This window comes from Providencia sp. UF-183 (assembly GCF_058246155.1).
Genome location: NZ_JBSICD010000007.1, coordinates 162543 through 178702, shown reverse-complemented (window position 1 = coordinate 178702; position 16160 = coordinate 162543). Strand labels below are relative to the sequence as shown.

Here is a 16160-nt window from a genome sequence, read left to right as displayed (position 1 = left end):
AAAAAGAACAAAAATAATATTGTGTTTACGTGCAAAGCACAAAAAAAATTTACTTAACTCAATATAATAAAAGGATTTTATTTATGGCGTTACTCGATATGATGAACTTCGCTGAAATGGCGCATGAAATTGCAAATACTGCAAAAAGTAAAACTGAAAAGGGCGCAGTTACCGCCGGTTTAGACGCTGAAATTGCAGAATTTGGCCGTGATTTGCACAGTTTCTTTGGTCAAACTGTAAAAGACATTCAGCAGTTGGAGACATTGGTTTCCTCCTCTGCACATTTTAAACAAGATGATAGCGTCGCAAATCAAGCGCCTGTAGAAGTTAATTATTTAGAAATGGCTTTTACATTACCAATCGTAACTTTGTAATCAGCCTATAAATAAAAATGGCCTCTGTTTGAAATTAAACAAGAGGCCATTTCACTGGTGTATAACAGATTAACTACTGAGTAGCACTGGTATTTAATACAGGTGCACGATCATCCGTTTGGTTTTCTTTTGCAGTCCAACCTTTCCAAGACAGTGGTAAGAATGCAACGGCAACCGCTAACAATGACACGCCCGCGACATAATATGCTGGTGCCATGTGAGATTGCTGTAACCATGCCCCTGTTAAGATTGGGGTTAAGCCACCAAAGATGGCGTAGGCAACGTTATAAGCGAACGACAGGCCTGAATAACGAATTTCAGGTGGGAACGCACGGGTGCTGATAATGGGGGTTGTTGCAATTGCACCGACAAAGAAGCCCATCAAGCCATAGTTAAAGATTAAAGTACTGGCCGCAATATCCGTTGATAACGACGAATAGAAATAAATCGCGGTGACAGCCAATCCACCCCATGACAAGGTCATTGACGTACGTGTCCCCGTTTTATCCCCTAACCAACCCCAGAAAATACAGCCTAAGGTTAAGGTTAATGTCGCAGCACAGTTTGCTTGCAACGCAATATTACGGTCAATATTGTAGATACCTTTTAAAACTACGTCTGGCGTCATCAAAATCGTTACAACAATCGCAGTGGATAATGACCATGTCAGTGCAGCGGTGATCATACAGGCTTGTTTATGGGATTTAATAACAGTTTTTACTGGTAATTCTTGGGATAACGCTTTTTTCGCCGCTAACTCTTTAAAAATAGGTGTTTCTTGTAAAAAACGACGTAAATACACAGAGATAAAGCCAAAAATACCACCTAAAATAAACGGAATACGCCATGCAAAATCATGCACTTCAGCAGTGGTATAGGTGCGTTCGATGATAATCGCCACGATTGAGCCTAGTAAGATACCACCAGTGATCCCAGACGTTAACGTACCAACACCTAAGCCGTAGCGTTGTTTTGGCGTATGTTCAGCAATAAATACCCATGCGCCCGGCATTTCACCCCCGATAGCAGCACCTTGCATAATACGCATTAATAATAATAACAGTGGCGCTGCGGCACCAATGGTTTCGAATGTCGGCAAGAAACCGATAACAAACGTTGGAAACGCCATCAAGAAAATACTTAAGGTAAACATTTTTTTACGGCCAATTTTGTCTCCAAAGTGAGCCATAATAATGCCGCCAAGTGGGCGAGCAAGGTAACCTGCAGCAAACAAGCCGAGTGTCGCCATTAGCGCGAGAAATTCATTATCCCCAGGGAAAAAGAGCTGAGAAATAATTTTCGCGTAAAAGACGAAAATAACGAAATCATAAAATTCTAGTGTGCCGCCCAAAGAGGACAAGCCTAACGTTTTATAATCTTCTTTGCCCAACGGTCGCGCCGAGGGCTGGCTAGCTGTTTGCGATGTCATAGTACTATCCTTCTAAAATACCTGAAAATACCACGATGATATAAATTCAGGGTAACAAGCATTTACTCAAAATAATGAGCCAATCATATTTATTGGGTGCAGATAAGAGGTCGAAAACGTTGGATGGGTATAACGTAGTTCAATACACAGTATCTTTTTGCATACCCATATTTATAGCAGGAAATTCTATATTCTGTAAACCACAACACTGAAAACAAGCATAACATTCCCATTAGTTTTCTTTGTTAGGCCTTAACATCTAATATGGATATAAATAACCTTATATGATGTTATGAATACGTAATTTGCAGAATATCGTATATTTAAAATGGCAATATATTTAGCTAATTATGATTAATTTAATAATTCCTTACTATTTAATATAATGAATTACGCACTAAATATAATTAATTGAATATTATTTTTAATGAATATAATAGATGAACACGCTAATAAAATAATAAATACATCGTAAAGTAATTTGTTTGATGATTCGGATTTGGAATGTTTATGCGGTTTTTATGGGAAATGACAGAGTTTTATAAATCGTGCATGCTCTGAAACTACCACTGAGCATGCACGAACAAATATTATACTAAGAATAGGGTCGCGAGACCGAGGAAAATAAAGAAACCGCCAGTATCGGTGATTGCAGTGATCATGACACTAGAGCCAATGGCAGGGTCTTTGCCCATTTTGATCATAATCAGTGGGATAAGCACCCCCATAATTGCCGCCATCAATAGGTTTAGCACCATCGCAAGCGTCATGACGGCACCCATTGCGAGGTCGCCATAGAGGAAATAGGTAACAACCCCCATGATGCCGCCCCAGACAATGCCGTTGATAAAGGCGACGCCCAGCTCCCTTAGCATCAAGAAAGAGAAACTACCACTTTGAATTTGGTGGAGCGCGATTGCCCGCACAATCATGGTGATGGTTTGGTTACCTGTATTCCCCCCAATCCCTGCCACAATAGGCATCAAGGTAGCGAGAGCAACCAACTGGGAAATGGTGTCTTCAAACACACCAATTACGCGGGATGCGACGAAAGCCGTACATAGGTTAATAGCCAGCCATGTCCAACGGGTTTTTACTGCTTGGCCAACAGGGGCAAAGACGTCTTCTTCGGGGCTTAACCCCCCCATACGACGAATACTGTTATCATTTTCTTCGCTGATATTATCAACGATATCTTCAACAGTTAGACGACCCATCAGTAAGCCATTGCTGTCGACAACGGCGGCAGAAATTAAGTCATACCGTTCGAACGCACTTGCTGCATCTTCCCCTTTTTCATCAGGCAAGAAGGTGACTGTATCCGTTTTCATCACATCCGCGACAATTTTATCGGGAGATTGTGTCAAAATGGTGGTTAAGGGTAATTCCCCTTGCAGATAATTGTTGCTATCGACTACGAAAATTTTATCGGTGGCTTCTGGAATTTTACCCCGTTGACGCAGATAGCGTTGAACCGTTTTTAACGCCACGTTTGGGCGTACGGTAACGAATTCGAAATCCATCATTTGGCCAACGCTGTCTTTTGCGTATTGTAAAACTTCACGAATACGGCTGCGTAGGCTTGGTTCTAAATAGGTCAGTAGGCGGCGCATGGTATCGCGCGGCAGGTGTTCGGCGATGTAAGCTTGTTCATCCACATGTAGGCTAGCGACTGCACGCAGCAGTTCTCTATCCGACATGTCTTTAATCAGGCTATCCCATACAGAAACGGAGGCTTCAACAAGCACTTCACCGCGTTCGTTGTTATCGACCAAACGCCATAAGGCGAGACGCTCATCGTAAGGGAGCATTTCTAAAATATCGGCGATATCCGCGGTGTGTAAATCAAGGAGTAATTCTTTAACAGTACTGATCTTTTCACTAATTGCTTTGTCATCAATACTGACGTGTTGATCATTTTCAACAAGCGCGTGGACGAATTCTTCGTCATCTAAAAAAAGCGTCAGGATCTGCTGGCGAATGTGTGCCAGCTTTTGTGAGTGCGGGTTAACCATTGGCCCCACATCGTTTGAGAAAGCAGATTGTGACATTTTAATCCTTAAAACAATAGCCGCGCCGAAGCGCGTTTTATTAATTCGTCTGCGAGCGGACGAAATTTATTATCATTATTGTCGCCCATTTGAATAATATATCAAATAGTCGCGCTAAACAGGCAGTGATTTCCGCGCTTAGCGTGAAAAAAATAAGAAGAAATCACCACAATAATGGCTGAAAGTTATTCATTCTCTGCACATATACTTAATGACCACCCAGGAACCTCTTCCCAGTAACCACTTTCTTTTTCTAAATCCAGTAACATCAAGGCATTCTGCTCAAGATATTCAGCAGGCAAATAAAGTGTCCAATACCCATCATCAGTTTCAATGCGCAGTGATGAAGGGGTGGTGGTGGACTGTCGTTGATTATTTAATAAGATAGCGAGCCGTAAAATCTGAATTAACGGCATAAATTGTTTGCGTTTAAATAAGTTAAACTTAGGGATATCATCGTACTTGATGGCACGTCGATGGTTTCTAACCAGTGTGGCTAACAAAAGCTGTTGTTCTTGGTTAAAACCGGGCAAATTGGTATTTTGTAGGATATATGCCGAGTGCCGGTGCATACCGCTGTGGTTAATGCTTAAACCCACTTCATGGAGCATCACCGCCCAAATTAGAATAGATTCTAACTGTGGGTTGAGCTGCTTAGGGTTTAGCTGTCCCCATTGGTAATAAAGCTCTTCCATCGTTTTCAGGACACGTTTTGCTTGCTCTCTATCAATATTATAGTGCTCAGCAAGGCTTAGAGCAGTGCGCTGGCGGATATCTTGGTGACGAAAACGGCCTTCCATTTCATATAAAACCCCTTCACGCAGGGCGCCATCGGACAAACGTAATTCTTTAATATCTAAGGAATCAAACACGGCGAGCAAAATGGCTAAGCCGGGAACAAAAACCTGCTTGCGTTCATTGGAAAGGCCTGGAATATCTAGCGAAGAAAAAGATTTATATTTCAACGCCATGCCTTTAATTTCAATCAGTCGTTCACGGGTAATAATGCCATCTTTGTAGCCAAGCTCCACTAAAACCCCGTGTGCAGCTTTAATCGTACCTGATGCGCCCATTGCCACATCCCACGTGTATTTTTTAAATAGGATGGCGGTGCTTTCTAATTTTAAACAAGCCGCGAGGTAGGCGCGGTTAAAAAACTCAGGCGTGATGGTTTCATTGGGAAAATAGCTTTTTGCAAAGCTAACACAGCCCATACGACGGCTTTCTATTAATAATGGCTCGAATTTTTCACCGATAACAATTTCGGTGGAGCCACCACCAATATCTAAAACCAGCTTACGGCCTTTTTCTGGCTGGGTGTGTTCAACACCCATAAAAATTAAACGTGCTTCTTCTTGCCCAGAAATGATTTCAATGGGATAGGGCATTATCTCTTTTGCGCGTTGCAAAAAGTCTTTTACATTGGTTGCGACACGTAAAGAGTGGGTGCCGACAATGCAGACGTTATCAGGCGAAAAGCCTTGTAAACGTTCAGCAAATAGCGCTAAACAGGAAAGCCCGCGCTCCATCGCTTCTTCGCTTAATTCATTGGTATCACTGAGCCCATCAGCAAGATGAACACGTTTTTTCAGGCGAGTTAGCACTTGGAGCGCACCATTGACGACGCGCGCAATCACCATATGAAAGCTATTTGAACCTAGGTCAATGGCCGCAATCTCTTGGGGTCTCGGTGCTGATGTTGTTGTTATTGGCATAGTATCAAGCTCGGGTATCTGGCGTTTCAAGTGACTTCAAATGTTCATAAATGGCAAGCTGAGAACGAATTTTTCGCTTGTTGCCGCGGGGAACATAATGATTACTTAAATCTTTGTCAACATAACGCGCTTTTACCGTATCACTGAATTGCAATTCCAGAATATCCAAAACCCGTTGCTTTAATAGGGGATCGACTAACTGAACGGCGACTTCAATTCGGTAGTCAATGTTTCGTGTCATCCAATCCGCTGAAGAAATAAAAACTTTGTCATCACCGGCATTGGCAAACACGTAAACACGGTCATGTTCCAAAAAACGGTCAACAATGCTGGTGACTTGAATATTTTCGCTGTAACCCGCTTGGCCAGCCACGAGTGAACACATTCCGCGAACTAATAGGCGAATTTTCACCCCAGCATTGGACGCATCATAAAGCTTGTCAGTCAGTTCTTTGTCAACCAAGTTATTAATTTTTAATGTAATTCCACTTGGTAGACCTTCTAAGGCATTGGCAATTTCTTGGTCAATTAATGCGGTTAGTTTTGTTCGTGTATTTTGCGGGGAAACCATCAAATTCTCGAAGGTAACAGGACGGTACGGATTTTCAATAAAACTAAACACACGGCGAACTTCATTGGTAATTTGCTCGTTAGCTGTTAACAAGGAATAGTCGGTGTATAACCGCGCGGTTTTTTCGTTGAAGTTCCCTGTACCAATGTGGGCGTAGCGAACAATTTGGCCTTCTTCCATTCGGGAGATAATAAATAATTTGGCGTGGATTTTCAGTCCCGGCGCGGAGAAAATAACGTGGACTCCCGCTTCTGTAAGTCGCTTCGCCCAATGGATGTTAGCTGCTTCATCAAAACGCGCTTGTAATTCAACGACCACAGTGACTTTTTTGCCGTTGTGCGCTGCGTGGATCACTGAATCGATGATGCGCGAATCTTTTGCGACACGGTAAATATTGATTTTGATGGATAACACATTCGGGTCGAATGAGGCTTGGCGCAGTAACTCCAAGGTATGTTCGAAGGTGTAATACGGATAATACAACAGTACATCCCGCTCACGAATAGCATCAAAGCCGTTGCGGAAATTATCGAACCAGCGGTGGCGTAAACGGGGGAGTGGCTTGTTTAATAAGTTTTTATTTCCTTCATTGGGGAAATTAATAAAATCTTTGAAATTGTGATAACGACCGCCAGCAATGACGGAGTCATCATTGGATAACCCTAATTTTTCCCGCAATAAGGCGACCATTTCATCCGGCATATCCCGTTGGTAAACAAAACGCACCGGCTCTGCGGTTAAGCGCTGTTTTAATGTAGACGACATGATTTCCAGTAAGCTGGACTCCATTTCGGTCGCGATATCGTATTCGGCGTCACGGGTCATTTTCATGGAATACGCATTAAGTTCATCGTAATCGAAAAAGCCTTTGAAAATTTCGTCTAGCGTGTAACGCAAGATGTTATCAATAAGGATCATGGATTTGCGGCGTTTTGGCATCTCAGGCGGGAGATTCACAAATCGCGGGACTTTATCCGATGGGATTTCTAACAGCGCATACTGAATATCACTGCCATGAATTATTTCAACCGCAAGATAGGTATAGTCATCTTTTAGAAACTCAACTAAGTCCGTATCTGGGTTGATTAAAATCGGTGTAATGTGCTGGCGTAAATTTTGACGAAAATACTGACGCAGCCAGATTTGTTGGCGCGGGGAAATTTGACGCTCGTTAATCAGGAAGATTTGGTTACGGGCCATTTCAAGCAGTAAGTCATTGTATAAAACGTCAAATTCTTGTTCTTGTTTGGCGACTTTTGATTGAATACGCTTGAGTAAATGGCGAGAGCCACTGGCCGATCCTCGTTCTTCGTTAATTAAAATACGGCGCTTTACATCAGCGAAGCGCACTTTATAAAATTCGTCTAAGTTATTGGAATAAATGCCCAAAAAACGCATTCGCTCAATCAGCGGGTTACGCTTATCGGCAGCTTCTTGCAAAACGCGCTCGTTAAAAGACAGCCAGCTGAGCTCTTTTTCATGATAGAGACGTTCTTGGGACATTCTGACTCCGTATTAGACGCTTATTACTTAATGGCTATTGTATCAGCCAGTTAACTAAATGTGATGCTTAATTGCGTTATCTTGTGCGATGACGCTTTCTGGGTTCTCTGATTGCTGTTTCATCGCAAAATATTGCTGTTGGAAAACGCACATACGGATAGCCGTATGGTAGCGACCATTCACGAAAAACTCGTCGATCAATTCACCTTCGGTATGGAAGCCAAGTTTATTATAAATGTGGATCGCTTTGACATTTTCTTTATCAACAATGAGATAAAGTTTATATAAATTTAATACAGAGAAAGCATAGTCCATTGCCAGCCTTGCTGCACGGCTCGCATACCCATGGCCTTGATGGCTCGGGGCAATGATAATTTGGAACTCAGAACGGCGGTGAACATAATCAATTTCAACCAATTCAACTAACCCAACTTTTTCGCTATCATTTTCCACGATAAAACGGCGTTCGGATTGGTCATGAATATGTTTGTCGTAAAGATCACTTAGCTCAACAAAAGCCTCATAAGGCTCTTCAAACCAGTAGCGCATCACACTGGCGTTGTTATCAAGTTGATGAATAAACGCTAAATCTTCACGTTCAAGTGGGCGCAACCTAAACGGATGAACTTGCCCGGTAGTCATAAAACACCTCTATTGGTTATGAAAAAACATTTTTTGCTTAAATAAGGATACCACTTATTTGCGATAAAATAATGACATAACACAGAGAGATCATCCCCTTGTTGAAGAATAGTTCACTTTATGCAGAACTAAGTGGTTAATCGCAGAAAAAACAATCAATTGACAGGTTGTATATTCGCCAATTTTAGTGCAACAAAAAGGGTGGAAATTCCACCCTTTGAATCGTTATTTAGACAGTCAATAAACTACTCATTAGCATAACCCTGTTGAGGGAGCACTTTACCATCTAATACGGCTTTACCGTCGACCATAGTTAGGCGGTTATCACTAAACCATTGTACAACCAGAGGGTAGATAGCATGCTCTTGCGTTTTTACACGCTCAATCAGGTCTTCTTCGGTATCTTCAGGGAAAATAGGCACTTTAGCTTGTAAAATTACAGGGCCGCCGTCTAATTCTTCAGTGACAAAGTGAACGGAAGTACCGTGTTCTTTATCGCCATTTTCCAAGGCCTTACGATGAGTATGAAGCCCTGGGTATTTGGGTAATAAAGAAGGGTGAATATTGAGTAATTTCCCTGTGAAATGAGTCACAAATTCTGGGGATAAAATACGCATAAACCCAGCTAAGACCACTAAATCGGGCTGGTACTGCTCAATAAGCGATAATAAAGCAGCATCATAGGCGTGGCGATTTGCATACATTTTTGCATCAAGGCAAGCGGCAGGGATCCCTGCCTGCTGTGCCCGCACTAGCCCATAAGCTGTGCTTTGGTTGCTCACTACGGCAACAATACGACCCTTTATCGTGCCTGATTGGCAACCTTCAATGATCGATTGTAAGTTACTGCCACTGCCAGAAATGAGGACAACAATTTTTTTCATTAGCGGATCACAACCTGCTCTTCACCGGCAGGTAACTGACCGATTGAGCCAATTTGCCATGCGTTTTCACCCAGTGCTTCTAATAACGCTAATGCTGCGTTAACTTCACTTTGTGGCAGAGCAATGATGATACCAACACCGCAGTTAAAGGTGCGGTACATTTCATGGGTACTGACATCACCCGCGTGTTGTAACCAGCTGAAAACAGAAGGCCATTGCCAGCTGCTACCATCGATAATGGCTTGGGTGTTATCAGGAAGAACGCGAGGGATATTTTCCCAGAAACCGCCACCCGTAATGTGCGCGATTGCATGAATGTCATTCTTCGCGATCAGCTCTAGCACGTTTTTCACATAAATACGTGTAGGTTCTAATAAATGGTCTGCTAATGATTTACCATCTAACTGTTCAGTTTCTGGGTTCGTTTTGCTGACTTCTAAAATTTTACGTACTAATGAATAGCCATTTGAGTGGGGACCACTTGAGGCGAGGGCAATTAGTGCATCACCAGCGCTGACTTTACTGCCATCAATGATTTCAGAGCGCTCTACCACACCGACGCAAAAGCCTGCAACATCATAGTCTTCACCATGGTACATGCCTGGCATTTCAGCGGTTTCACCACCCACTAATGCACAGCCAGACTGTTTACAGCCTTCAGCAATTCCCGTGATGACGCTGGCAGCGGTATCCACGTCTAATTTGCCTGTTGCGTAGTAATCAAGGAAGAATAATGGCTCAGCCCCTTGAACGATTAGGTCATTGACGCACATAGCAACAAGGTCAATCCCGATTGAATCGTGGCGTTTTAAATCCATTGCCAGACGTAATTTTGTACCAACACCATCGGTACCTGAAACAAGTACAGGCTCGCGGTATTTTTGTGGCAGGGCACATAATGCACCGAACCCACCAAGACCCCCCATCACTTCGGGACGACGCGTTTCTTTTACAACACCTTTAATACGTTCAACCAGTGCGTTACCTGCATCAATATCGACACCGGCATCTTTATAGCTGAGAGAGGTTTTATCAGTCACTACGGCCCCCAAGGCAATTACATTTTTGAGAAAAATAACATCATGGGGCGTATTCTAACAGGCAAAGCAAACGTTTGCGATAGCTTTGTGAATGAAAATTCTTATGGCTGGAAATGGCAGAAAGTGAGCGTGTTCACAAGGTGAAATGTGTGTGGTATTTAAATATTGGCAAAAAAATAAATTCAGAGGATCATCAACATGCAACTTAACCGATATGGGGTATACTATTTTAAAAAAGTTTGCCTAATCGTTGATGTTTTGACCAAAATCAAACGTAATCTAGTGGCATTCATGGTTAAAAGAGTTATAATCCCGCGATTTTTTTGTCCGCCAGCGTCTAAAATAGTAGGAGAAACCCATGAAGATCGTTGAGGTAAAACACCCTCTCGTTAAACATAAACTTGGCCTGATGCGAGATCATGATATAAGCACCAAACGCTTTCGTGAACTGGCCTCAGAGGTTGGTAGCCTACTGACTTATGAAGCAACCGCTGACCTAGAAACTGAAAAAGTGACTATTGATGGTTGGTGTGGTCCTGTCGAAATAGAACAAATTAAAGGTAAAAAAATCACCGTAGTACCAATTCTCCGTGCAGGTATTGGTATGATGAATGGTGTATTAGAAAGCATTCCTAGCGCACGTATCAGTGTGGTTGGTGTTTATCGTGATGAAGAAACACTGCAACCTGTCCCTTATTTCCAAAAACTGACTTCAGATATCGATGAGCGTATGGCGTTAGTTGTTGACCCTATGTTAGCAACAGGCGGTTCAATGATCGCAACTATCGATTTACTGAAAAAAGAAGGGTGTAAGTCAATTAAAGTTTTAGTTTTAGTTGCGGCACCTGAAGGGATCAAAGCATTAGAAAAAGTCCACCCAGATGTTGAACTGTATACCGCTTCCATTGATCAATACCTCAATGAAGAAGGTTACATTGTTCCAGGCCTCGGTGATGCGGGCGATAAGATATTTGGTACTAAATAAAAATGAGCCGACTGAGAAGTCGGCTTTTTTTTGATTTATTAAATGAGATGAAACGTTTGCAAGCCTTAAGGGGCTTGCATAAACCATAGCTAAAAGGGGATAAGCTAAAATGACACGTCGCACCATTGGTGTTGAAGAAAGGCCACCATTACTACAAACCATTCCACTGAGTTTTCAGCATCTTTTTGCGATGTTTGGCGCAACCGTTGTCGTACCCATTTTGTTTGGTGTAAACCCAGCAACAATCTTGCTGTTTAACGGCATAGGGACATTAATCTACCTCTTTATCTGTAAAGGCCAGATCCCTGCATATTTAGGGTCAAGTTTTGCTTTTATTTCACCGGTGCTGATTTTACTGCCATTAGGTTATGAACTGGCACTTGGCGGCTTTATTATTTGTGGTGTGCTGTTTTGCCTTGTGGCGTTAATTGTCAAAGTGGCGGGAAGGGGCTGGATCAACGTCATGTTCCCACCTGCAGCGATGGGGGCGATTGTTGCCGTTATCGGGTTAGAGCTCGCACAAACGGCAGCGGGTATGGCAGGTTTACTGCCAAAAGATGGAGCTGCGGTTGATACCAACACTTTAATCATTTCATTAACCACGTTATCGGTTACCATTTTATGTGCGGTCATGTTCCGTGGGTTCTTATCGATTATCCCTATTTTAATCGGGTTCTTAACAGGGTATGCATTGTCATATTTTATGGGAATTGTGGATTTCACCCCAGTGATTGAAGCGCCTTGGTTTGCTATCCCAACATTCTATACCCCACGTTTTGAGTGGTTTGCTATCCTCACCATTTTACCCGCAGCGTTAGTGGTCATTGCAGAACACGTAGGGCACTTAGTGGTTACGGCGAATATCGTTGAGCGGGATTTAATGAAGTCTCCAGGTTTACACCGTTCGATGTTTGCTAACGGTTTCTCAACAGTGTTATCCGGTTTCTTCGGCTCAACGCCAAACACCACCTATGGTGAAAACATTGGCGTGATGGCGATTACTAAGGTTTACAGTACTTGGGTTATCGGTGGGGCGGCGATTATTGCGATTTTGTTATCGTGTATCGGTAAATTAGCTGCGGCTATCCAATTAGTACCTGTGCCAGTGATGGGCGGTGTTTCTTTATTACTGTACGGGGTCATCGGTGCATCAGGTATTCGTGTCTTGATTGATTCGAAGGTTGATTACAATAAACCACAAAACTTAATTTTAACCTCTGTGATCTTGATTATTGGGGTGAGTGGTGCGGTTATTCATATTGGACAAGCTGAATTGAAAGGGATGGCATTAGCGACTATTGTCGGGATCTTTATGGCATTACTGTTCCGCTTTATTACTTTTGTTCGCCCTGAAAAACAGTTTATTAACAGTGAAGTTAAAGAGCTAAATAGCGATAAGTAATCGCATTCTTTTATTTCAGGCAATTGCCGCTGTGGTTAAAGCAGCGGCAATTGAACGGGATCCTGTTCATCTAACCGCGTTTTTTGTGGTAAACTGTTTAGCGAAAATTGATTTGTACAGCCAGAGGCAATTCTGAACACACCATCACAGCTTTCACTACCACTTTATCTACCGGATGATGAAACCTTTGCCAGCTTTTATGCAGGGGAAAATGATGCGTTGCTGTCTGCTATCAAATCTGCCATTAACCAAGCCCACGGTAGCTACATTTATTATTGGTCACGTGAAGGCGGAGGGAAAAGCCATTTGCTCCATGCTGCATGTGCAGAGCTTTCAGAGCAAGGCATTGCTGTTGGCTATGTTCCGTTAGATAAACGCGCCTATTTTGTACCTGATGTCCTTGAAGGCATGGAAAACCTCTCACTGGTATGTATTGATAATATCCAATGCATAGCGGGGGATGAAGAATGGGAAATGGCGATTTTCAATTTATACAATCGTATTCTCGAAATTGGCCGTACCTGTTTGTTGATCACCAGTGATCGCCCACCTCGTCAAATTGACCTCAAACTGCCTGATTTAGCGTCCCGCCTTGACTGGGGGCAGATTTACAAACTGCATCCATTAAGTGATGAAGATAAAATCTACGCCTTACAATTACGTGCTCGCATGCGTGGCTTTGAACTGCCCGAAGATGTATGCCGTTTTGTGCTTAAGCGTCTCGACAGAAAAATGGGTACGTTGTTTGATATTCTCAACAAGCTCGATCACGCCTCAATTGTTGCCCAGCGCAAACTCACGATTCCGTTTGTTAAAGATATTTTGAAGCTATAGTAATATTACGGTCTTAATGATTAATATAGTCTTAAACTTGAATGGCAATGGTATTTAAAATAATAAATATAAAAGATATGGTTAGTTGACTATAAAAAAATAGTATTTTAGATTTTTCTTTACTATAAAATAAAGTAAGGAAATCAAATCATGCATGAAAGGGAATATATAGGTTCTTTTACAGTAACAGCAAGCTCTTCATTATTTCGGGCAGAAAAAAACTCAATGATTAGATAAGAAAATGAATACGTGGCCTAGTGGGCTGAAAGAACGATTTTTAACCCATATGCCATCCATATCTGCTCCGCCAAAACAATCTAAGTAAAGTACCCTAATATTATTGGTAGTGCTACGGGTGCTGTATCATCAGAATTAACGAAGAAAAATAGAGATGACAACTTAAACGGAGATAATAAATAAGTGAAAATTTTGTTGTACTTTATCTATTTTTATTTAAGTTTATTTGTTATTTTTTTTGGCGTTATAGCCATAAGCCAATTAATTAACCAATTAAATATACTCTATAAGGTTGGTAAATTATCTTATGGTAAAAGTGATTTTATTGAAGCAATAATAATTTCAAATATAGTGGGCTTTTCCACTGCTTTTTTTTTAACCATACTGAGCTATATGGAATATAAAGGTCAGAAATAACAAAAAACCAGTCTTAATTTTTCAGTGAGACTGGTTTTTGCTTATTAAGAGGAATTTTTACAAAATCTCCAACACTTGCTCAGGTGGGCGGCCTAAACGGGCTTTATCACCCTTAACCACAATAGGGCGTTCAATCAATTTAGGGTTTTCATGCATCGCTTTAATGAGTTGATCCTGCGTTAAACTGTCATCGCTTAAATTCAACTCTTTATACAGCTCTTCCTTCGTACGCATTAATTGACGTGCATCTTTAAAACCTAACATTTTTAGTAATTTTTTAATCTCTGCAGCAGTCGGTGCTGTTTTTAAGTATTCAACCACCGTTGGTGCGATCCCTTTTTCTTCTAAAAGCGCTAAGGTTTCACGGCTTTTCGAGCAACGCGGGTTATGGTAAATCTTAATTGAATCCGTCATTTTGAGTCCTTACGGTTTTGCGTTTTCATCACGTAATTGTAGTTTTCTCAATGCATCAATACGCGCATCGTAGCGTTGTTGTTCATAACTGCCTAAACGGCTTTGGCGGCTGGCATCACTTAAATAATTGATTGCCGTGTCATAACCACCACGCAATGCGAGGCCTTCGGCATAAGCGGCGAGTTCTTCGGGGCGATTGCCTTGTTTTGCTGACGCTTCAGCCAATAAATCCCAACCAATCGGGTCATCTGGGTAATCAAAGGTGTATTTATTCAGCAGTGTAGTGGCTTCTTTATACTGATGGTTGTTGATTAACGCATTCGCCAAGTTAACGATAAATACCGTGTTTTTCGGTGATTTTTTCAGTGCAGTTTGCAAGCGTGTGACCGCTTTCGTTGCTTGGTTTTGTTCAATGTCGATATCGGTCATGCTATCGATAAACCATGGGTTATCTGGCTGTTTATTTAGCAGCTCAGTGAGGATTTTCCCTGCATCTGCATATTTTTTATCCTGTGAAAGGATCAGCGCCTTACCATATTGCGCAGCGAGTTGTTCGTTTGACGTACCTTTTTCGTAGTTTTCAATGATCTGGTCAAGGGCATGTTTTTGGTCTGTGCCATACATGGCTAAAATACGGACTCGGGCTAGCATAAAATCTAAAGATGAAGGCACGCTGACTTTGGGTAACTGACTTGAACGGTTACGCGCATCTGCTAAACGGCTATCGGGAAGGGGGTGCGTTAACAAAATTTCAGGCGGTTTAGACATATAGCGGGTTTGGTCAGCCATGGTTTGCATAAAATCTGCCATTGCATGAGGGTCAAAACCCGAGCGGCGCAACGTTTGCAGGCCAATACGGTCCGCTTCTTGCTCATTCGCTTGGGTGAAACTGATCATCCCTTGTTGCACACCCGCCATGGTACTTGTCAATGCAGCAAAGCCCGCTTGAGGGTTGGCCATCACTAAAAGGAGCGAGCCGATTGTCCCTGCAATGGCTAACGGCGTGGTGCTTTTTTGGTCTTCCATCATTCGCGCAAGGTGCCTTTGCGTGACGTGGGAAATTTCGTGCGCCATTACCGACGCGAGTTGGCTTTCATTTTGGCTGTAACGGAATAAGGCAGAATGCAGCACCACATTGCCGCCAAAGTAGGCATAGGCGTTGATATTTGGGTTATTGACTAAATAAAACTTAAACGGCGTTTTAACTGAGTCGGCATTCTTCACTAAGCGCATGCCAATCTTGTTAACATACTGAGTTAAAAGAGGATCGTAAATAAGTGGTGTGCTGGCACGAATTTGCCGAGTGATGGCATCACCCATAATAATTTCTTGGTTAATACTGAGCGTGCCACCGGCAGTGGTACCGATGTCGGGTAAGGTATCTTCAATTGCGCTATAAGCAGGCAAAACTGCACCATTTATGAGTGCAGCGATCATGAAAGCCAATAATGGGTATTTCAATTTTTTTTTCATGAAACGTGAGTATCCCATACAACGTTTAAAATTTAGGGTAAATACCGACTTTATTTCGAGTTCATAAGTACAAGGTATTAAATAACTCGAAAAGTTTAAAACACATGATAGCAAAAGCTATCGTAAAATCTGTTATTCGGTATAATTTTCGATAATTTAGGAACTGTCCTTCGCATTAATTCCTCAGGA

The 16160-nt window shown here is 42.1% G+C and carries 12 protein-coding genes and 1 pseudogene; 4 read left to right on the top strand and 9 right to left on the bottom strand.

Translation table 11 applies throughout. From position 1 onward, the window contains the following. Window positions 1-83: 83 nt before the first annotated feature. The gene (locus AC4IFT_RS09035; protein WP_490751138.1) at window positions 84-374 is read left to right on the top strand and encodes a hypothetical protein; all 291 of its coding nucleotides are present in this window, start codon (window positions 84-86) and stop codon (window positions 372-374) included. A 73-nt stretch (window positions 375-447) separates the two neighbouring features. Here AC4IFT_RS09035 and AC4IFT_RS09030 read toward each other — a convergent pair whose 3' ends face one another. The 7 genes and pseudogenes from AC4IFT_RS09030 to purM all read right to left on the bottom strand — a co-directional run bounded on the left by AC4IFT_RS09030 (window position 448) and on the right by purM (window position 10209). Beyond that, window positions 448-1803: an MFS transporter gene (locus tag AC4IFT_RS09030; protein WP_490751137.1), complete on the bottom strand. Its 1356-nt coding sequence runs from the start codon at window positions 1801-1803 to the stop codon at window positions 448-450. 590 nt (window positions 1804-2393) lie between these two features. Beyond that, window positions 2394-3674, bottom strand: a pseudogene (gene mgtE, locus AC4IFT_RS09025) (magnesium transporter); the annotation flags it as partial. Window positions 3675-4039: 365 nt separating this feature from the next. Continuing rightward, entirely contained in the window at window positions 4040-5569 is a 1530-nt protein-coding gene (locus AC4IFT_RS09020; protein WP_490751136.1) for an exopolyphosphatase, read from the bottom strand. Window positions 5570-5573: 4 nt separating this feature from the next. Next, complete coding sequence (ppk1, locus tag AC4IFT_RS09015; RefSeq protein ID WP_490730961.1) at window positions 5574-7643, bottom strand: polyphosphate kinase 1; 2070 nt, start codon at window positions 7641-7643, stop codon at window positions 5574-5576. A gap of 54 nt (window positions 7644-7697) precedes the next feature. Next, the gene (gene speG / locus AC4IFT_RS09010) at window positions 7698-8285 is read right to left on the bottom strand and encodes a spermidine N1-acetyltransferase (RefSeq protein WP_490730959.1); all 588 of its coding nucleotides are present in this window, start codon (window positions 8283-8285) and stop codon (window positions 7698-7700) included. A gap of 245 nt (window positions 8286-8530) precedes the next feature. Next, entirely contained in the window at window positions 8531-9169 is a 639-nt protein-coding gene (purN, locus tag AC4IFT_RS09005) for a phosphoribosylglycinamide formyltransferase (RefSeq protein WP_490730957.1), read from the bottom strand. Then, a complete protein-coding gene (gene purM, locus AC4IFT_RS09000; RefSeq protein WP_490751135.1) occupies window positions 9169-10209 on the bottom strand; it encodes a phosphoribosylformylglycinamidine cyclo-ligase in 1041 nt (346 codons plus the stop codon). Before purM ends, purN begins: the two co-directional genes overlap by 1 nt. A gap of 358 nt (window positions 10210-10567) precedes the next feature. Here purM and upp point away from each other — a divergent pair, with 358 nt between their 5' ends. The 3 genes from upp (at window position 10568) to hda (ending at window position 13430) form a co-directional block, all read left to right on the top strand. Then, complete coding sequence (gene upp, locus AC4IFT_RS08995; RefSeq protein WP_047757238.1) at window positions 10568-11194, top strand: uracil phosphoribosyltransferase; 627 nt, start codon at window positions 10568-10570, stop codon at window positions 11192-11194. A gap of 109 nt (window positions 11195-11303) precedes the next feature. Next, a complete protein-coding gene (uraA, locus tag AC4IFT_RS08990) occupies window positions 11304-12596 on the top strand; it encodes a uracil permease (protein ID WP_219247510.1) in 1293 nt (430 codons plus the stop codon). A gap of 129 nt (window positions 12597-12725) precedes the next feature. Continuing rightward, a complete protein-coding gene (gene hda / locus AC4IFT_RS08985) occupies window positions 12726-13430 on the top strand; it encodes a DnaA inactivator Hda (protein WP_490731483.1) in 705 nt (234 codons plus the stop codon). 711 nt (window positions 13431-14141) lie between these two features. Here hda and arsC read toward each other — a convergent pair. After that, complete coding sequence (gene arsC, locus AC4IFT_RS08980) at window positions 14142-14498, bottom strand: arsenate reductase (glutaredoxin) (RefSeq protein ID WP_490751134.1); 357 nt, start codon at window positions 14496-14498, stop codon at window positions 14142-14144. A gap of 9 nt (window positions 14499-14507) precedes the next feature. Continuing rightward, window positions 14508-15971, bottom strand: coding sequence for a beta-barrel assembly-enhancing protease (gene bepA / locus AC4IFT_RS08975; protein WP_490730951.1), 1464 nt, complete (start codon window positions 15969-15971; stop codon window positions 14508-14510). Between the last annotated feature and the right edge of the window lie 189 nt (window positions 15972-16160).